The organism is Pantoea sp. S-LA4, from assembly GCF_054482835.1.
On the sequence record NZ_JBTLRC010000002.1, the window covers coordinates 2,142,203 to 2,161,792 of the forward strand.

Below are 19,590 nucleotides of genomic sequence, written 5' to 3' on the forward strand. Positions count from 1 at the left end.
CCGGCTGTCGTCCGACGGTTTCAGGCTGCAATCGCGGGGGATTACAGCCTGGCGGTTTACTCAGAGCTGATGATATTTCCCTTTATCATCCCATTGATAAACCACGTAATCAGAGACTTTTAAATCCCCTTTGCTATCCCAGGATTTTTTGCCCATCACGGTATCCACGCTGTTGGCCTTCAGCCATTCGCTGGCTTTTTCATTGTCCTTACCGGCCCCTTTGTAGGCCGCGGCAATGGCCTGAATCGAGGCATAGGCATAAAGTGTATAGCCTTCAGGTTCGAAGCCCCCGGCGCGGAACTTTTCAATCACCGCTTTGCCATCAGCTATCTGGCGTGGATCGTTGCCAAAGGTCATATAGACCCCTTTGGTGTATTGCGGTCCGCCGGCGGCGGTCACCATCTCTTCCGTCACGATACAGTCGCCAGAGAAGAAGTCCGCTTTCACGCCCTGCTCACGCATCTGACGCACCAGCGGTCCCGCTTCGGGATGACAGCCGCCGAAGTAGACCACATCCGGTTTGAGCTGGCCGATCTTGGTCACCAGCGCGTTAAAATCTTTCTCGCCGCGCGACAAGCCTTCATACATCGCTTCCTTCACGCCGCGTTTTTCCAGTGCCGCTTTGGTGGCATCCGCCAGCCCCTGACCGTAGGTATCTTTATCGTGGATCACCACGACTTTCTTCGCCTTGAGTTTGTCGATGATGTAATTCGCGGCAATAGCACCCTGCTGATCGTCACGGCCACACATCCGGAACATCGTCTTCATGCCGCGCTCGGTGATCTGCGGATTGGTGGAGCCTGGCGTAATTGCCAGCACGCCCGCTTCGTCATACACCTCTGAAGCGGGCATGGTGGAGGAAGAACAGAAGTGGCCAACCACGGCATTCACCTTGTCCTGATCCACCAGCCGGTTCGCGACCGACACCGCCTGCTTGGGCTCACAGGCATCATCGCCCTGAACCAGCACGATCTTCTCGCCGTTAATGCCGCCCGCCGCGTTGATATCCGCCGCGGCCTGCGAAGCACCTTTCCAGTACTGCGCACCATAGGTGGCGTTCGGACCCGAGAAAGGTCCGGCGACGCCAATTTTAATATCGGCGTGCGCCGATAAGGCGGTCATTAAACAGCCAGTCATCATCAGTTTGATAGGGAACTTGATCACTTTCACAGACATGCGGTCATCCTCAACAGGGTTAAGAGCCAATGCCAATCAGGAGAAATCAGTTTCTGAACAGAGCGTGGAGAGCGGTTTTCCGGGTACGGCCTGCGGTACCACAGAGGATCTAAGCAATAATCTCGCCATAATTTCTGCGGATAAGAAAATCATCTGCACGGCGGGCGAAGGTGACCGGCCACCAGATCAGCGAGTCACCGCTCACTAACAATAGAGCGACGCAGCCAACACACCAGCACCAGGTTGGTGCAAAATGCGGTCGATCACAGATTCTTCACCAATCTCTGCAACAAACCCGCTAAGCTTGGGCAAATTACGGTAACAAATGGAAGGAGAAACCATGCCGACACAACGGAAAAACCTGACCAGCCAGCAAGCGCTGGATGAACTTGAGCGCCTGTATGAGGGCGCGGTTGATGCGCTGCGCGCGGCAATCAAAGCCTTCACCGAAAACGGCACGCTGCCGGATGCAACCCAACGCGCAGAAGGGCTATTTGTTTACCCCGAGTTGCGCATCAGCTGGCACGGCGAAGGTCCTCAGCAGAACCGTACCCGCGCCTGGGGACGCTTTACCCACACCGGCAGCTACAGCACCACCATCACCCGTCCTGCGCTGCTGCGTCACTATATTGCTGAACAGTTGGCGATGCTGGAGAAGGAGTATCAGCTGGAGATCGATGTCGGTCCTTCCAGCCAGGAGATCCCTTATCCTTACGTGATTGACGGTTCCGATCTGTCGCTGGATCGCACCATGAGCGCCGGCATTGCCCGTCACTTCCCGACCACCGAACTGTCACAGATTGGCGATGAGACCGCCGATGGCCTGTTCCATGCCGACGCAAAGTTTCCGCTGTCGCACTTCGACGCGCTGCGTACTGACTTCTCGCTGGCCCGTCTGCGTCACTACACCGGCACCTCGGTCGATCATTTCCAGCCGTTTGTGCTGTTCACTAACTACACCCGTTACGTCGATGAGTTTGTTCGCTGGGCGATTGAGCAGGTGCGCGATCCCAATACGCCGTATGACAGCCTGGCCTGCGCCGGCGACGTGGTGCTGACCGCTGAAACGGCTAACAGCGAGACGATGCTCTCTGATCTCGCCTGGAAAAAGCACCAGATGCCCGCCTGGCATCTCACCTCGCCGAACCGGCGCGGCATTACGCTGATCAATATCGGCGTCGGCCCGTCAAATGCCAAAACCATCTGCGATCATCTGGCGGTGATGCGTCCACACGCCTGGCTGATGATTGGGCACTGTGGCGGCTTGCGTGAGAGCCAGCGGATTGGCGATTATGTGCTGGCGCACGCCTATCTGCGTGACGATCATGTGCTCGACAGCGTGCTGCCGCCGGACATCCCGGTACCGAGCATTGCGGAGGTGCAGCGCGCCTTGTATGACGCCACCAAGACGGTGAGCGGTATGCCAGGGGAAGAGGTGAAGCAGCGGCTGCGTACCGGCACCGTGGTCACCACCGACGACCGTAACTGGGAGCTGCGCTATTCAGCGTCGGCGCTGCGTTTCAACCTGAGCCGCGCGGTAGCGGTCGATATGGAGAGCGCCACCATTGCAGCTCAGGGTTATCGCTTCCGCGTTCCTTACGGCACCCTGCTCTGCGTGTCAGATAAGCCGCTGCACGGCGAGATCAAGCTGCCAGGCCAGGCGAATCGTTTTTATGAAGGCGCGATTTCGGAGCATTTGCAGATTGGGATTCATGCGGTGGAGTTGCTGCGTGCCGAAGGCGATAAGCTGCATTCGCGTAAGTTGCGGACGTTTAATGAGCCGCCTTTCCGGTAGGGGTTGGTTCGCCAGCTGGCTGGTGGGGGTTCGCTGTGCGAACGGGCTGGGAGAAGGTTTCGCTCCGCCGACCGGCTGGGTGAGGGTTCGCTGCGCGAACGGGCTCTGAGAAGGTTTCGTTCGCCTGGTGGGGTTCGCTGCGCGAACAGGCGCTGAGAAGGTTTCGTTCGCCGGATGGCTGTGGCAGTTTCAGCTTCGCCGCTGCCGGCGACCGACAAGGGGGCGCCAGTCGCCGCGCCCCCTTGACCCCGGGCTCCGGCCTGCTTCACCGCCGCTTCGCGGTCCCTTCGCTTCTTCCGGATTTCTTACGGACCGGCCGGGACGCGCCATCCCTGGCGCGGCCCCGCCTCTTCGCGACATCCCTGTCGCTCGTCCTGAAATCCCTCATCCGCTCAGCGCTTCAGACGGCCTCCCACCCCTCGCTGTTATTTCTGTATTTCCTGGTGAGTTCTTCGCCGCTGTATGTATGAGCACAATGACTGTCGGTGCTGCTGGTTTTTTTCAGGGCCGTCAATAATCAGACGACATCAGGACAGACAGCAACCTGAGAATCCGCTGTCATGCAGATGCTGCGCAGGATGCAGCAGTGCGAAGCGCGCCTGACTATCAGGCTCAAACCATCAGCAGGCAGACAATATCAGGCCATAAAACAAAATAGCGGGTTTGCAGGCGGGGGGTTGTGAGAGGCGTCCGCAGCGCTGAGGAGTGAGCGAAGGCCAGGAAGAGCCGACAGGACGTCGGCGAAAGGACGGCCTCGCCAGGGACGGCGAGTCCGGACGGTCCGTCGGCCGCAGGGAATGACGAAGGTACCGCGCGCAGCGTGGCGCGAAGGCAGCCGGACGCCGGGATTGTTAAGGGGCGGGCGTCCGCCCCTTGACGCGTCCGCCCGCTCCGGCAAACTGAACTCCCCAGTGCCTGGCGGGCGAAACCTCACTCTGTATCAGACCACCGCTAGCGTAACCTGCTCTCTCCCGGACCACACCTCAGCGCAATTACTCTGGAAAGTAACATTGTTAAATAATGACAGGTGAAAAAAGCCCATAACCTTTCGGCTATGGGCATAGTTTTTATTTTTTATAATTGCAGGCAATTTCCCTGGTGATTAGCCGCATTAATACTTTTATGATATTTTCTTTCTGTTATGAAGGTATGATTGCAGTACGGTATTTTATCTGCAGCGTGCTTTTTCAGTAGGGTTATTACGATGTAAGGTCAATTTAATGTAGGGTAATTTAAATGTAAGGATACGTTTATGAAAACAATTCCATTACCTGCCAGCTTGATCGAAATGTTTGAACACGATCCGATCGTTGGCTGGGCAGTTAAAGACAATAACTCCCGCTTTGTTTATGTCAATAACACGTTCAAAACCTGGCAAACCCTTTCAAATCGATATAACTATGAAGGCAGGAATATCAGTGAGATTCCCGTTCCCGTTGCCGAATTTTCAGAGCTGTTTAACCAGCAGGAAAGGGAAATAGAGCGCACGGGTCATCCAGTAAGGGCTATCACTACGCACATTCAGGGCAAAGAGAAAATCATGCAGCCCGCTTATAATGTTCAGGAACCGCTCTATGACGACGAGCATAACTGCATCGGCACCGTTATCAGCGTCAGGCACGTCAGAATCGTTACACCAACCTCGTTACTGGATGGAAAAATAATTCAGCATGCGACCTTCAAATCCCCCTCATCCGTATTTACCGAAAAAGAATGGGAGGTGGTATATCTGCTGGTCTGTGGAATGAAAATCAAAGAAATAAGCAGTGTACTGGCAATTTCAATTGATGCCGTTAACGGCAGGCTCCGAAGCTGTTACCGAAAAACGGGTCTCAACTCCGTTTTTGCCCTGACTGACTATTGTCGCCTAAGCCAATTTGATAACTATATACCGGCGTTCTTTCTGAAGAAGGGACATATCATAATCAGAGGCTAAGCTGATGAATCAAGAACTCAATCATCTCGGATGCTATTTTGACCACTCCCTGTTTGGCTGGGCAATAAAGGACAGTGCTTCACGCTATGTTTATGGCAATAAACTTGCCTGCCTCTATTTCAACGTATCAGATGACACACTAGTAGGTTCCCTCGACACTGACCTGACGCCGGATATCGGCGATTATTATCGCCATATACGCCATGATGACAGAAAGATAGTGACCACTGGCCAGATGAGCCTTGTACTCAAAACGTTCGAGTATGGTAGGCGTAACAGGCTCAGATCATTTTTGGTGGAGAAACGCCCCTGGCCGTTCAGAGAGGGGGTTAATGGCATCATTTGTACTTACATGGAGATCAGCAATATTTACTTTTCTACCTTTTTGAAACCGAGCGGCAGGAAGCCTTTTGTTTTTACCCGACCAGCCAGTATTTTTACTGACAAAGAATGGGAAGTGATTCTGTTGCTGTTCTGTGGTGTAAAACAGCACAGCATGCCGGAGATTCTTGGCATCAGCCCGTCGGCCCTTCGCAACCGATTGACACGCTGCTACAACAAAAGCGGCGTAATCAATAATGCCGCACTGCAGCAGTACTGCTTCCTGAGAGGCTGGGACAACTACATTCCGCCATTTTTCCTCAGTAAAGGACATGTCCTGATTAACTGAAAGGTGGCTTACCTGATTTGTTCGCTGCGCGAACGGGCACTGAGAAGGTTTCGTTCGCCGGCTGGCTGCGGCAGTTTCAGCTACGCCGCTGCCGGCGACCGACAAGGGGGCGCCAGTCGCCGCGCCCCCTTGACCCCGGGCTCCGGCCTGCTTCACCGCCGCTTCGCAGTCCCTTCGCTTCTTCCGGATTTCTTACGGACCGGCCGGGACGCGCCTCTTCGCGACATCCCTGTCGCTCGTCCTGAAATCCCTCATCCGCTCAGCGCTTCAGACGGCCTCCCTACCCCTCGCTGTTATTTCTGTTTTTCTTTTCGCATTCTTCGTTGCTGTGGGGACTAACTGTCGCTGCTGTAAGTGCTGTCAGTGCTGTCAGTGCTGTCAGTTTTAAGTTTGCCAGCTACCACACCCGGCAGGGCCGGATAACCATTCAGGAATTACAGAGCGGGTTTTGCCAGAAGCATCCGTATTCGTGAACCGCCAGACAATGCCGGGCCACATAACATTTAAGAATTTACAGACGGGGGTTTGCCAGAGGCGTCCGCAGCGCTGAGGAGTGAGCGAAGGCCAGGAAGAGCCGACAGGACGTCGGCGAAAGGACGGCCTCGCCAGGGACGGCGAGTCCGGACGGTCCGTCGGCCGCAGTGAGTGACGAAGGCACCACGCGCAGCGTGGCGCGAAGGCAGCCGGACGCCGGGATTGTTAAGGGGCGGGCGTCCGCCCCTTGACGCGTCCGCCCGCTCCGGCAAACTGAAACTCCCCAGCGCCTGGCGGGCGAAACCTTACTCTGTGCCAGCCCGCAGCCATGCGAAACCCGCTCTGTGCCAGCCCGCTGCCAGGCGTAACCTGACCCCAGCCCGCAGCCATGCGTAACCAGCCCCAGCCCGCCGCCAGGCGAAACCTCCCCGATCAGGCGCTCAGCCACCCCAACTTAATCACAAACAGAATCGACAAAATCACCAGCGCCGCGTTGACCTCTTTAGTACGGCCACTCAGCAATTTCACCAGCGTCCAGGTAATAAAACCAAACGCGATACCGTTGGCGATCGAATAGGTCAGTGGCATCGCCAGCGCGGTCACGGTGACCGGTGCGGCGGTGGTGATATCTTTCCAGTCAATCTCCGCCAGACCTGATGCCATCAGCACGGCGACAAACAGCAGCGCTGGCGCAGTCGCATAGACCGGCACGCTGGAGGCCAGCGGCGAGAAGAACAGTGCCAGCAGGAACAGTACCGCCACCACAATCGCCGTCAGACCGGTACGGCCGCCGGCGCTGACGCCCGCCGCAGATTCCACGTAACTGGTGGTGGTCGAGGTACCCAGCAGCGAACCAAACAACGCGGCCGCACTGTCAGCGATCAGCGCCCGGCCCATTTTCGGCACGTTGCCCTGCTCATCCGCCAGACCGGCACGTTTGGTCACGCCCAGCAGTGTCCCGGTGTTGTCGAACACATCAACAAACAGGAAGGCAAAAATCACGCTCACCAGGCCAACGTTAAAGGCACCGGCAATGTCCAGCTGCATAAAGGTCGGGGCGATCGACGGCGGTGCGGAGAACACGCCGGCAAACGGTGACAGGCCAATGCCCATTGAAATAAAGGTCACCAGCAAAATGCCGATCAGCACTGCGCCGGTGACGCGACGCGCTTCCAGCACCACAATCACGATAAAGCCCAGCATCGCCAGCAGCGGTCCCGGCTTGGTCAGATCGCCAATCCCCACCAGCGTCGCCGGGTTATCGACCACAATCCCCGCCCCTTCCAGCGCAATCAGCGCCAGAAACAGCCCGATACCGGCACCAATCCCGGCGCGCAGCGGCAGCGGAATGCTGGCAATAATCCATTCGCGGATTTTGAAGATCGACAGCGCAAAGAAGATCACCGCCGACAGGAAGACCGCGCCCAGCGCCACCTGCCAGGTGTAGCCCATGTGCAGCACCACGGTGTAGGTAAAGAAGGCGTTCAGCCCCATGCCCGGTGCCAGCGCAATCGGGTAGTTCGCAATCAGCCCCATCAGCACGCAGCCAATGGCCGCCGCCAGACAGGTGGCAACAAATACCGCCCCTTTGTCCATGCCGGTGGCGCCCAGAATGCTCGGGTTAACAAACAGGATGTAGGCCATCGCCAGGAAGGTGGTGATCCCGGCGATAATCTCGGTGCGAACCGTGGTGTTGTGTGCTTTGAGTTTGAATAATTTTTCTAACATCATCATCTCTCGATACAGGAGACGTCACGAATGTGCGTTCTCGCTTGCCAAAGGGGTTTGCATGCTGATTATTCTGTTCCCGGAACAGCGAAACGGGCTGCTGCATACTCGCGAGCCTGAATGGGGTAAAAAAACGTGTCTGGGCCCACTGCCCTAAGCAATTGCCATGCCATAAGCCGACGCAATCGATTACCTGGCGAGTCAATACACGGCTAAGACAATTCCGAACCAAAACAAGGCGCGATTATGGTGCAATGCACTGATTCTGCGCAATCGTTTTCCTGCGGCGACATCGGGGGTCAGAAAAACTCTGCGCCAGCGCACGATTCCGCACTCTGCCAGGCGAAGCTGGTCACGTTTCAGCAGGCTGAAACAGCAACCGTCATTAGCCTGTGTACACTCCAGAATTAACTCTTTCGTAACATTGAGGCCGCGCAATGAAGCCAGCAATTTTGGTGGTGGATGATGATCTTGCCGTCTGCGACGTGTTGCAGGACGCGCTAAGTGAACATGTGTTCAGTGTTTACAGCTGTCATCAGGGCAAAGAGGCCCTGGCGATGCTTCAGGATCACCCGGAGATCGGGCTGGTGATGCTGGATATGATGCTGCCGGATACCAATGGCCTGCTGGTGTTACAGCAGTTACAGCGCCAGCGGCCCGACGTGCTGGTGATCATGCTGACCGGAATGGGATCGGAAGCGGAGATGGTGGTCGGGCTGGAGATGGGCGCGGATGATTATATCGCCAAACCCTTTAACCCGAGAGTGGTGGTGGCGCGCGCCCGGGCTGCGCTGCGTCGCGGTGGTCGCCTGCTGCCTGCAGCCGAGGACCAGGCGGGCTGGCGCTTTAACGGCTGGCAACTTGACGATGCCCGCGCTCAGCTGTTTAACCCGCAACGCGAACTGATACCGCTCACCCAGGGTGAATATAGCCTGCTGCGGGCGCTGGTGCGTCATGCCCGCAAGGTGCTGACCCGCGATCAGCTGCTGGAGCTGACCCACAGCGAAACGCTCGACGTCTTTGATCGCACCATCGACGTACTGATCATGCGGCTGCGGCGTAAAATTGAAACTAACCCGCACCAGCCCAGCCTGATCCGCACCATTCGTGGCCTTGGCTATGTTTTTTCGGCCGATGTGGTCAAACCTGATGCCGTAACGCGCACCAGCCAGATCGCCTGAGTGACCGCGCCACGCCTGCCCTGCTCAGGGCAGCCAGTGCGCATAATCGTTGCACAGCAGCCAGCGCGGCGCCTCATCCTCCTGCAGTGGATTGAAGCGCGCCAGCGGCGTCAGAAATACATTGTCGTTTTCGTCATCATTCGGCATCGATACCTCGCCCACCAGCACATCACCGAAGCCGCTTTCGCCCCAGAAACTGTGCCAGATGCCCGTTTCCAGCGTCACGCTTTCGCCCGGCGAGAGCCGTATCTGCGAACCGGCGGCGTGCGACTGGCGTATGCCGTCGAGCGACACCTGCACGGGCGAATGCGCCAGCCCGTCGCCATCGCGATTATGTAATTCGATAATCAGATTGCCGCCGCCGCGGTTGATAATGTCTTCCATTTTCTGCGGGTGATAATGCATCGGCGTGCGCTGGCCTTCGCGCACGTGCATCACCTTTTCGGCATAGGGTTTGTGCCACGGCTGTCCGCCTGGCGATCCGTTACGCAGGGTAAACAGCGTCAGGCCGGTCTGCAGAAAGTCAGCCGCGCCAAAGCTGGTGACATCCCAGCCCAGCCGCAGCGCCAGAATCTCCTGCGCCTGCTGACGATCCTGAAGCTGCCACTGGCGCAGATCGTAATCCGCCCACGGCGGCAGATGCACATCCTGGCGGATGAAAAACTCGCGGGTCTGTTGCAGCGCGCGGTTCACTTCTGAACGTTGCATGAGCGTCCTCCTGCAGGCGGCACCCTGCGGTGCCGCCTGTGGCTTATTTCACCGTCCAGCCCTGATAGCTGCCGATGTTGTTACGATCGATCAGCTTCACCGGAATCAGCACCGGCTTATCGGGTGCCGGTTTGCCCTGCAGAATGTCATAGCCGATCTCCACCGCTTTGGCGGCCATCACCTGCGGGTCCTGCGCCGGGGTGGCGACGAACAGTGAGTTCTTCCGCTTCAGCGCCTCTTCACCGTCCGGCGATCCATCGACGCCGACAATAAAGAATTCGTTACGCTGCGCCTGTTTCGCCGCCAGATCGGCACCGATCGCCGTCGGATCGTTGATGGCGAATACCGCATCGATCTTCGGATTAGCCGACAGCAGGCCGGTCATCACTTCCAGCCCGCCTTCGCGACTGCCTTTGGCGTTCTGGTTGTAAGAGAGCAGCTTGATCTCCGGATGGCGCTTCAGTTCGGTCATACAGCCTTCAACGCGGTTCTGAACCGCAGAGACCGGCGGCCCGTTGATGATCACCACGTTGCCTTTGGCTTTCAGACGGTCAGAAATATATTTACAGGCCATCACCCCGGCTTCGGTGTTATCGGAGGTAATGGTGGCGTTGGCACCATCGGCCGCCACGTCAACCGCCACCACCACGATGCCAGCGTCCCGCGCCCGCTTCACCGCCGGGGCGATGCCTTTGGAGTCGGCGGCATTAAGGATAATCATGTCAACTTTCGCCGCGATAAAGTTATCAATCTGGCCGACCTGCTGACCGAGATCGTAGCCGCTGGAGACCAGCGTCACGTTGACCTTATCCCCCGCCAGTTCCCGCGCTTTCATCTCCGCACCCTTGGTGATCTGCACGAAAAATGGGTTAGCCAGATCGCCGACCGTCACGCCGATAGATTTGAGTTCTTTTGCCTGAGCCATGCCGGTACTGAACAGCGTCGCCGCCAGCAGTCCGGTTACAATCGGATTAAAACGCATAGACCTTCTCCTGCGGTTATCAAAGTGCCAACGACTAAATGGCGTTTTTTATGGTGGCGGCTGCGTCTCCGCCCTTCCAGCCTTAACTCACGTGATGGCGGGTGCGATATTTGTCGATCAGCACCGCAATAATGATCACCGCGCCTTTGATCACCAGTTGCCAGAAATAGGAGACGCCCATCAGCGTCATGCCGTTATTCAGGGTGGCGATAATCAGCGCGCCAATCAGCGTGCCGGTAATGGTGCCGATGCCGCCAACGAAACTGGTGCCGCCGAGGATTACTGCGGCGATCGCATCCAGCTCATAGCCGACGCCGAGGTTACCGTTGGCGCTGTAGAGTCGCGAGGCGCTCATCAGCCCGCCCAGCCCCGACAGCAGGCCGCTCATGCCGTAGACAAAAATCAGCACCATACCGACCTTGATGCCGGTCAGGCGGGCCGCCTGCATGTTGCCGCCGACGGCATAAATATGTACCCCCAGCGTGGTGCGGCGCAGGATAAACCAGCAGATAGCGATGACGGCGAAAGCGATCACAATCAGCCACGGCACCGGCCCGAGATAGCCATTGCCGATCCATTCAAAGTTGATATCGGAGTTGATCACCGTGGTGCCGTCCGCCAGCAGATAGGCCGCCCCGCGCAGCGCGGTATAGGTGCCGAGCGTGACGATAAACGGCGGCAAACCGGCCCATGCCACCAGCACGCCGTTGAACAGCCCCATCACCAGTCCGGCCCCCAGCGCCATCGGAATGGTCATTGAGGCCAGCATCGGATCGAGCGAGGCCACCAGCGCCACCACGGCGGTGGTGCCCAGCATCGAGCCGACCGACAGATCGATACCGCCGGTCAGGATGACAAAGGTCATGCCCGCCGCCAGCACGATATTGATGGAGGCCTGGCGGGTAATGTTCAGCAGGTTCGCTTCGGTGAAGAAGTTCGGCGTGACAAAGCCAAACACCGCCACGATCAGGATCAGAATCGGCAGGATACCGACGGTTTGCAGCAGATCGCCCATCAGCGCGCGTTTCAGCGTCGGGGCTTTGGTCCGGGCCAGTTGTGTCATGTTGGTATCCTTATACCTCGAGCGGTGACGCGCTGTGCGCACCGGTTGCCAGCGTCATAATGTTTTCCTGACTGATGTTGCTGCCTTCCAGCTCACCCACAATGGTGCCTTCGTGCATCACGTAAACGCGGTCGCTCATCCCGACCACCTCCGGCAGTTCGCTGGAGATCATTAAAATCGCCACGCCCTGCCGCGCCATCTGCTGCATCATGCGATAGATTTCGCTCTTCGCGCCGACATCCACCCCGCGCGTTGGCTCGTCGAGGATCAGAATGCGCGGACCAATGGCCACCCAGCGCGAGATCAGCAACTTCTGCTGATTGCCGCCGGAGAGACCGCCAGCCCGTACCTGGGCATGGGGCACCCGGATATTGAGTGAGGCGATCGCCTCGGTGGCAATCGACTGCCCTTTGCGACGGTCGAGCATCCCGTAGCTGGCGTCGCGTTCCAGCGTGGCCATCACGATGTTCTCCTGTGCCGCCATCTCCAGAAACAGTCCCTGCTCCTTGCGGTTCTCGGTCAGAAAACCGATCCCCTGCGCAATCGCCTCGCGCGGTGAACGAATCCGTACCTTTTCGCCATCGATCCAGATCTCGCCATCTTTCGGTGGATGTACGCCAAAAATCAGCTGCGCCAGTTCGCTGCGCCCTGCGCCGACCAGTCCGGCCAGCGCCACAATTTCACCGGCCCGCACCGCCAGACTGCTGGGATGCACTTTGCCGCCGTCGGTAAGGTGATTAACCGCCAGCCGGATATCGCCCAGCGGTATGGTGCGGTCTTTGTTGAACAGGTCGCTGAGCGGGCGACCCACCATCATCCGCACCAGTTCGCTGGCGTTGAGCTGGTCGCGGGTCAGGCTGCCGACATACTGGCCGTCGCGCAGCACGCTGACCCGATCGGAAAGCTCATAAACTTCGGCCATCCGGTGACTGATATAGATAATCGCCATCCCTTCGCTGCGCAGCCGTTTAATCAGCGCAAACAGCTGTTCGGTCTCGCGGTTGGAGAGCGCCGCGGTTGGCTCGTCCATCACCAGAATGCGGCTGTTACGCTGCAGCGCACGGGCGATTTCAACTTGCTGCTGCTCGGCAATGCTCAGCCGGCTGACCAAATCCCAGGCGCTGAACTGCGCGCCCAGCCGGTCGATCACCCGCTGCGCCTGCTCCGCCATCTGCCGCCGCTTTACCAGTCCGCCGGGCGCGATTTCGCTGCCGAGAAAGATGTTCTCCGCCACCGTCAGATTGGGTGCCAGATTGATCTCCTGGTAGATCAGGGTAATCCCGGCGGCCAGCGCCTCTTTGGGCCCCTTCAGCGCCCAGGGTTTACCCTCAATTAAAATTTCCCCACTGCTGGCGGTATAGGCACCGGCCAGAATCTTCATCAGCGTACTTTTACCGGCACCGTTCTCCCCCATCAGGGCGTGAACTTCGCCGGGATAAACGGTGAGATCGACCCCTTTCAGGGCATAAAAACTGCCGAAGCGCCGGGTGATTTCCCGCATTTCCAGTATCGGTGTGGCTGTCATCGGCCGGCTCCTGCTGATTATCAAGAGCCGCCAGTTAACCAACGCCAGATAAACGGAAAATGTCAGCGCCCGTTCATATTTGTCATAAACGCCCGCCTGCGCGCTCCTATACTCGGCTCATCGTTGCAGTGAGGATGAGGTCGTGGGATGCAGCGCAGTTATCCGTGGCAGGCCGGGGCGCGAGGCCGCCTGTTGCTATTCAATCTGCTGGTGGTGCTGGTCACGCTGATGGTGAGCGTGGTGGCGATCTTCGGCTTTCGTCATGCTGGCGCGATTCAGGAACAGGCGCAGGCGCAGACGCTGGCGGACATGAACGGCAGCCTGGCGCTGGCGCGTGATACCGCCAATGTGGCGACGGCGGCGGTGCGGTTGTCGCAGGTGGTTGGGGCGCTGGAGTACCAGAGTGAATCACAACGTCTGAAACAGAATCAGCAGGCGCTGCAGCACTCGCTAACGCTGCTGGCCAGTGCGCCACTGGCGGCGCGCCAGCCGGAACGTATTGCCCGCATCCGCGCCCGTAGCCTGATGCTGGAGCAGACCATCAACCAGTTATTGCTGACCGGCCATCAGCGTCACCTGCAACGCAACAACATGCTCAGCGACCTGTGGCAGGCGCAGCTGTTGCTCAGCCATATTGACCAGCTGGTGCAACGTCAACGGCAGAGCCAGCCGGACGCCGCGCTGCGTCAGCAGACCGAGCGGCTGATCGGGATCGCCATCCGTACCCCGTCGCCCGTGGCGGTGATCGACCAGTTACAGCAGGTGATGACGCAGTGGCGTGCGGTGCCGTTGCAGGGCGTGACCGGCGTAAAAGTGCAGCGCCTGCTGGCGACCCAGCAGCGATTGCTGCCGCTGGCCGATGCGCTGGAACAGAGCGATCTGGCGATTGCCTATGCCACCTATCGCATCAAAGCGCTGGTAGCGATGCTGAATGAGGATATCAGTGCCTCGGTGCAGCAGGTGGCGCTACAGAGCGAGGCGCGGACCCTGGCGACCCACCGCGAGCTGGACTCAATCATCGGGTTTATTGCGCTGTTTGCGCTGCTGGCGCTGGCGATCACCGGTTACGCCGGTATCTATATCTACCGCAATCTCGGTTCAAGCCTGACGGCGATAGCCGGGGCGATGACCCGGCTGGCGCAGGGTGAACAGGACGTCAGCGTGCCGGGGCTGCAGCGGCGGGATGAGCTGGGCGAGCTGGCGCGGGCGTTTAACGTCTTCGCCCGTAACACCGCCTCACTGGCCCATACCTCGCGGCTGCTGAAAGAGAAGAGCAACCAGCTCGAATCGACCTTTCTGGCGATGCGCGACGGCTTTGCGCTGTTTGATAACGACGGTCAGCTGGTGGTGTGGAATGCGCAGTATGCCGAGCTGCTCGGTATCCCGTCGCGTGAACTGCATCGCGGCGTTCACTGGCAGCAGCTACTGGCGCCGCTGGCGGTGGATCTGCACGATCCCGGTGAACCGCAGGAGATCCGGCTGGCCGATGGCCGCACGCTGGAGCTGCGCTTCAGCCCGATTCCCCGGCGCGGCATGGTCAATACCGTGCTGGACCGGACCTCGCGTAAAACGCTGGAGGAGGCGCTGCAGCATAGCCAGAAGATGAAAGCGGTCGGTCAGCTGACCGGCGGGCTGGCGCACGACTTCAACAATCTGCTGGCGGTGATTATCGGCAGCCTGGCGCTGACCGAAGGCCAGCTGACGCCCGGCCCGCTCGCCAGCCGGATTGAGCGGGCGCGCCAGGCGGCCGATCGCGCCGCCCAGCTGACCCAGCGCTTACTCGCCTTCTCACGTAAACAGGCGCTGTTTCCGCACGCGGTGTCGGTGGTGACGCTGGTGGATAATCTGCAGGGGCTGTTGCAGCACTCGCTGCTGCCCGGTCAGCAACTGGTGATTGATGCGCAGCGTCCCGGCTGGCCCGCCTGGATCGATGCCAGCCAGCTGGAAAACGCCTTAATGAATCTGGTGGTCAACGCCCGGGATGCCATGCAGCAGCAGAGCGGGGAAATCCGCATCCGTATCTGGAATCAGCGGCGGCTGGAGCAGGATGAAAAACGTGACCGGGTCACAATTGAGGTGATTGACCACGGTTGCGGCATGTCAGCAGCGGTGCGCGAGCAGGTTTTTGAGCCTTTCTTCACCACCAAAGCCACCGGCAGCGGCAGCGGGCTGGGGCTGTCGATGGTCTATGGCTTCGTGCGTCAGTCCGGTGGTCAGATTGAACTGGAAACCGCGCCGGGCCAGGGGACCACGGTGCGGCTGCTGTTGCCGCGCGCCCCTGAGATGGCGGCCACCGCCCCGCTCCCGCCGGCCCAGCCGACGCCGCCCGACGCGGCCAACGATCGGCTGGTGCTGGTGCTGGATGATGAACCGGCGGTGCGCCAGACGCTGTGTGAGCATCTGCATCAGTTGGGTTATCTGACGCTGGAGTGCGGCGACGGTGAACAGGCGCTGGCACTGCTGCGTCAGACGCCCGATATCGATCTGCTGATTAGCGATCTGATGCTGCCCGGCGAGATTAACGGTGCGGAAGTGATCCGCCAGGCGCAGCAGAACTGGCCGCAGCTGGCGACGCTGCTCATCAGTGGTCAGGATCTGCGTAACCAGCCGGTCACGTTACCGCTGTGCGAACGGCTGGCGAAGCCCTGGCAGCAGGCGCAACTGGTGCAGGCACTGCAACGTGCCTGGCAGCGCAGCGAACGGCTTAATCACGCCCGGCAGGCTGCCACAGCGGCACCGGTTTCCCGCTGATGTAGCGCTTGCGCAGGCGGCTGGAGAGCACATCCATCACCATGACCACCACCACCAGGATCAGCGTCAGGAACATCACCACGTCCCAGTTCCACAGCCGCATGTTCTCGGCGTAGACCAGCCCGACGCCACCGGCACCGACAAAGCCCAGCACTGCCGCCGATCGGGTATTGGATTCAATCTGATAGAGGCTGAGCGCCAGGAACTGCGGGAACGACTGGGTGAAGATGCCAAAACGGTGTTTCTGCAGGCTGTTCGCGCCAACCGCCCCCAGGCCGCGACTCGGCGAGCGCTCGACCGCTTCGTGGCCTTCGGCATAGAGTTTGCCCAGTAATCCGACATCCTGCAGGATAATCGCCAGTACCCCGGCCAGTGGCCCCATACCGACCGCCCGGACGAAGATCAGCCCCCAGATTGCCATGTCGATACCGCGCAGCAGGTCAAACAGCCGACGCATCAGAAAGGCCACCGGTCGGGTCGCCCGGCTGTGCATCACGTTGCGCGCCGCCAGAAACGACAGCGGCAGCGCCAGCAGCGTGGCGGTCAGGGTGCCGGCAAACACAATGCCTAAGGTGATCCCGACCTGCGAGAAGTAATAGCCAAACGGCCAGTTGGCAAAATCCTGCCAGACAAACATTCGCAGAAAGTAACGCCCCAGTTGCTGACAGCCGTTCAGCAGGCGGGACACCTCAATGCCATAGACCGAGAAGAAGAACAGATAGTAGAGCAGCACCGCCAGCGCCAGCAGGCCGAGGCGACGCAGGTAACGCGGTTGCGCAGCAAACAGTTCGCGGTGCTGCGCTTTAAGATGAGTGATGTCCGGTACCACGCTGATCATGCGGTTTCTCCCACAACGCGACGGCGCAACTGGCCGGATAGCGTATCGAGCAGTGACACCACAATCAGGATCAGCAGCAGGGTGATGCTCACCTGGTCGTAGCGATCCAGTTTGATATTGGTCATCAGCTCCTGGCCGATGCCGCCCGCGCCCACCAGTCCAAGGATGGTTGAGGAGCGGAAATTAATCTCCAGCCGCATAAAGCTGTAAGAGAGAAAGATCGGTTTCACCTGCGGCCAGAAGGCGAAGCGCATCCGCTGCAGGGTGGTGGCGCCACAGGCCGCCAGGCCGCGCACCGGCTTGTCAGACGCCGATTCAATCGCCTCGTAAAACAGTTTGGTCAGGCTACCGACGGTATGCAGCGCCAGTGCCAGAAAGCCAGGGATCGCGCCGATGCCAAACGCCATCACAAACATCACCGCCCACGCCAGCTCCGGCATGGTACGCAGAAAGGCGACAAAGGCGCGAATCGCCAGTCGCAGGCTGGCGGGCGTACGGGTATTGTCGGCGGCAAAAAAGGCCAGCACTGCCGCCAGCGCTACCGCCAGCAGCGTCGCGGCCAGCGCCAGCTGCAGGGTTTCCCAGATCAGCGGCAGCTGGATCGGCAGACGGTAGCCCCAGTAAGCCAGCGAGCCACTGGTTTTGCCATCCGCGAACAGCAGCGGCAGATGCAGCACCGGCATGATTTCCCGCAGGTAGTCAAAGAAGTGCGGCAGCGACTGCCAGACGGTGAGCAGATTAAATTCCGCCACGTTGCCCGCCGCCAGATAGAGTGCGACCAGCAGCAGTGACCAGAGCAGCGTGTCGCGTTTCTGCTGGCGGCGGATGCGTTGGTAATAACGTTCGAATTCGGTCAAGGGGGGATCTCCGGGGCTGAAGCATCAGGACGCAGACGGACCTGCCGCGTCCCGCCTTCCCCGGACAGCCGGGGAAGGCAAGGTAGCCGTCACCGGGCGTTAGCCGCGGCTGCCTTTCATCAGGTCGCGCTTCATATCAATGATGTTCTGATAGTCAGCGACGGTGGCAGGGCCGATATGCTGCTCACCGCCAACCGCTTTGACGAAACAGGCGTGATCGTCTTTATCCAGCTTTTTAATCGCCGCCACCACTTTGGCTTTAAAATCCGCGGGCAGTTTGTTGCTGACCAGTACCGGACCGTTGGGGATCAGTGGCGACTGCCAGATAATGCGGATCTGCTTCATCAGATCCGGGTGGTCCATGCGGATCAGACGGCCAAACGCGCCGGAGGTATAGCCGCTGTTGTAATCGCCGACCAGCGAGGTCCAGGTCACCGCGCCGTCGAACTGGTTGTTCAGCACGCCGAGAATGTCCTGCTCATGGCCGCCGGAGAAGGTCACGCTGGAGAACGTGTTGTTGTACTTGTCGTCCACCGAGCCGCCAAATTCTTTCTTAAACGTCTGGTTCGGCATCAGGAAGCCGGAGGTCGAATCGGGATCGGCCATACCAAAGGATTTACCCTTCAGGTCTTCCAGTTTTTTATACGGGCTGTCCGCTTTAACAATCACCACCGAGTGATAGCCGCGTGACTGATCCTTGTCATCCACCACAATGCCGACCACATCGACCGCTTTCGGGTCCTGCAGGTAGACCGAAGCAAACGAGGCGGGTGACATGCTCAGCACCATATCGATTTTGCCGCCCAGCAGTCCCTGAATCACTCCGGAGTAGTCAGAGGCGTTACGCATCTGCGTATCCACACCCAGCTCTTTATCAAAGAAGGTTTTCACACACTGGTTATCACCAATCTGCTGGGTGGCGTTCTGTCCGCCCAGAATGCCGAGATTAAGTTGTTTCGGCGCATCCGCTGCGTTAACACCAAAAGCCATTACACCCGTCAGTAGCGCTAAAGAAGTCAGTTTCATTCGAGGTTGTTCTCTTGCCGTGGAAGTTAGTGGATCTGATTAAGTTCATCGCCGTACAGCTGGTGCAGCAGGCCGTCGGTAAGCTGCGACGGATGGCCATCGAACAGCACCACTCCCCGCTGAATGCCGATCACCCGGGTGCAGTATTGCTTTACCAGTTCGATAGAGTGCAGGTTCACCATGACGCTGATGCCCTGCTCGCTCACCTGACGCAGCACGTCCATGATGCGTTTGGTATTTTTCGGATCGAGTGACGCCACCGGCTCATCGGCTAGCAGGATTTTCGGGTTCTGCATCAGCGCCCGGCAGATCGCCACGCGCTGCATCTGACCGCCCGACAGGTTTTCTGCCCGCTGCAGCGCCTGCGGCAGCATGTTCATCCACTGCAGCAGTTCAATGGCGTGAGCGCGGTCATGGTCGGAAAAGACTTTAAAGAAGGATTTCAGCGTGCTGGTCTGGCTCAGGCGACCCAGCAATACGTTGGTCAGCACATCCAGGCGCGGGACCAGACAGAAGTCCTGAAAGATCATGCCGCACTGGCTACGCCATTCACGCAGCTGGCGGCTGCTGAGCGCTACCACGTTGCGGTCCGCTTCGCCCTGATGCAGGCTGATAATTGCGCCGGAGCTGGCGGCAATGGTGCCGTTGAGCATATGCAGCAGGGTCGATTTCCCGGCCCCGGAGCGGCCAATCACCGCCACCAGTTCCCCGGCGTGCAGGTCAAAACTGACCTTATCCAGCACGGTGCTGTCGCCGTACGCTTTGCTCAGACTCTGCACCGACAACACTTTTTGTCCGCCGAGCGTGGCCGGTGGCAGGTCGTTATCGACCACCGTTTTCAGAAGTGCCTGTGCCATGTTGTTCTCCGTCGTCGCTGATT

General features: G+C 58.9%; 15 protein-coding genes. 5 read left to right on the plus strand and 10 right to left on the minus strand.

Translation table 11 applies throughout. The features are described from left to right. Positions 1–60: 60 nt before the first annotated feature. On the minus strand, positions 61–1,140 hold the full coding sequence (locus tag ACX3P5_RS10970) for a branched-chain amino acid ABC transporter substrate-binding protein (protein WP_409520464.1): 1,080 nt from the start codon (positions 1,138–1,140) through the stop codon (positions 61–63). 376 nt (positions 1,141–1,516) lie between these two features. On the opposite strand from ACX3P5_RS10970, the gene ACX3P5_RS10975 reads away from it, so the two are divergent. The 3 genes from ACX3P5_RS10975 (at position 1,517) to ACX3P5_RS10985 (ending at position 5,577) form a co-directional block, all read left to right on the plus strand. Continuing rightward, complete coding sequence (locus ACX3P5_RS10975) at positions 1,517–2,971, plus strand: AMP nucleosidase (protein ID WP_233987788.1); 1,455 nt, start codon at positions 1,517–1,519, stop codon at positions 2,969–2,971. A gap of 1,252 nt (positions 2,972–4,223) precedes the next feature. Next, positions 4,224–4,907 (plus strand): helix-turn-helix transcriptional regulator, encoded by a 684-nt coding sequence (locus ACX3P5_RS10980; RefSeq protein ID WP_458968690.1) that lies wholly within the window; start codon positions 4,224–4,226, stop codon positions 4,905–4,907. Between the two features lie 4 nt (positions 4,908–4,911). Then, on the plus strand, positions 4,912–5,577 hold the full coding sequence (locus ACX3P5_RS10985) for a PAS domain-containing protein (RefSeq protein ID WP_336755514.1): 666 nt from the start codon (positions 4,912–4,914) through the stop codon (positions 5,575–5,577). A 906-nt stretch (positions 5,578–6,483) separates the two neighbouring features. Here ACX3P5_RS10985 and ACX3P5_RS10990 read toward each other — a convergent pair. Then, entirely contained in the window at positions 6,484–7,782 is a 1,299-nt protein-coding gene (locus ACX3P5_RS10990) for an NCS2 family permease (RefSeq protein WP_218833860.1), read from the minus strand. A 434-nt stretch (positions 7,783–8,216) separates the two neighbouring features. Between ACX3P5_RS10990 and ACX3P5_RS10995 the strand changes: the two genes are divergently transcribed. Continuing rightward, positions 8,217–8,960: a response regulator gene (locus tag ACX3P5_RS10995; protein ID WP_233987787.1), complete on the plus strand. Its 744-nt coding sequence runs from the start codon at positions 8,217–8,219 to the stop codon at positions 8,958–8,960. Between the two features lie 24 nt (positions 8,961–8,984). Here the strand turns inward: ACX3P5_RS10995 and ACX3P5_RS11000 are convergent, their stop codons facing one another. The 4 genes from ACX3P5_RS11000 to ACX3P5_RS11015 all read right to left on the minus strand — a co-directional run bounded on the left by ACX3P5_RS11000 (position 8,985) and on the right by ACX3P5_RS11015 (position 13,238). Continuing rightward, on the minus strand, positions 8,985–9,668 hold the full coding sequence (locus ACX3P5_RS11000; RefSeq protein WP_458968691.1) for a D-lyxose/D-mannose isomerase: 684 nt from the start codon (positions 9,666–9,668) through the stop codon (positions 8,985–8,987). 43 nt (positions 9,669–9,711) lie between these two features. Beyond that, entirely contained in the window at positions 9,712–10,650 is a 939-nt protein-coding gene (locus tag ACX3P5_RS11005) for an ABC transporter substrate-binding protein (RefSeq protein ID WP_233987785.1), read from the minus strand. 82 nt (positions 10,651–10,732) lie between these two features. Then, a complete protein-coding gene (locus tag ACX3P5_RS11010) occupies positions 10,733–11,713 on the minus strand; it encodes an ABC transporter permease subunit (RefSeq protein ID WP_031378037.1) in 981 nt (326 codons plus the stop codon). 10 nt (positions 11,714–11,723) lie between these two features. Continuing rightward, positions 11,724–13,238, minus strand: coding sequence for a sugar ABC transporter ATP-binding protein (locus tag ACX3P5_RS11015; RefSeq protein WP_233987784.1), 1,515 nt, complete (start codon positions 13,236–13,238; stop codon positions 11,724–11,726). Between the two features lie 147 nt (positions 13,239–13,385). On the opposite strand from ACX3P5_RS11015, the gene ACX3P5_RS11020 reads away from it, so the two are divergent. Then, entirely contained in the window at positions 13,386–15,989 is a 2,604-nt protein-coding gene (locus ACX3P5_RS11020; protein ID WP_458968692.1) for an ATP-binding protein, read from the plus strand. Here ACX3P5_RS11020 and phnE (ACX3P5_RS11025) read toward each other — a convergent pair. From phnE (ACX3P5_RS11025) to phnC, 4 genes are all read right to left on the minus strand, one after another. Beyond that, positions 15,943–16,827: a phosphonate ABC transporter, permease protein PhnE gene (gene phnE / locus ACX3P5_RS11025; RefSeq protein WP_233987782.1), complete on the minus strand. Its 885-nt coding sequence runs from the start codon at positions 16,825–16,827 to the stop codon at positions 15,943–15,945. The two genes, ACX3P5_RS11020 and phnE (ACX3P5_RS11025), sit on opposite strands and share 47 nt — an antisense overlap. After that, positions 16,824–17,684, minus strand: a complete 861-nt coding sequence (gene phnE, locus ACX3P5_RS11030; RefSeq protein ID WP_233987781.1) for a phosphonate ABC transporter, permease protein PhnE — start codon at positions 17,682–17,684, stop codon at positions 16,824–16,826. Before phnE (ACX3P5_RS11030) ends, phnE (ACX3P5_RS11025) begins: the two co-directional genes overlap by 4 nt. Before the next feature lie 99 nt (positions 17,685–17,783). Beyond that, positions 17,784–18,710, minus strand: a complete 927-nt coding sequence (phnD, locus tag ACX3P5_RS11035; RefSeq protein ID WP_233987780.1) for a phosphonate ABC transporter substrate-binding protein — start codon at positions 18,708–18,710, stop codon at positions 17,784–17,786. 26 nt (positions 18,711–18,736) lie between these two features. Beyond that, positions 18,737–19,567: a phosphonate ABC transporter ATP-binding protein gene (phnC, locus tag ACX3P5_RS11040; RefSeq protein WP_233987779.1), complete on the minus strand. Its 831-nt coding sequence runs from the start codon at positions 19,565–19,567 to the stop codon at positions 18,737–18,739. Positions 19,568–19,590 lie beyond the last annotated feature (23 nt).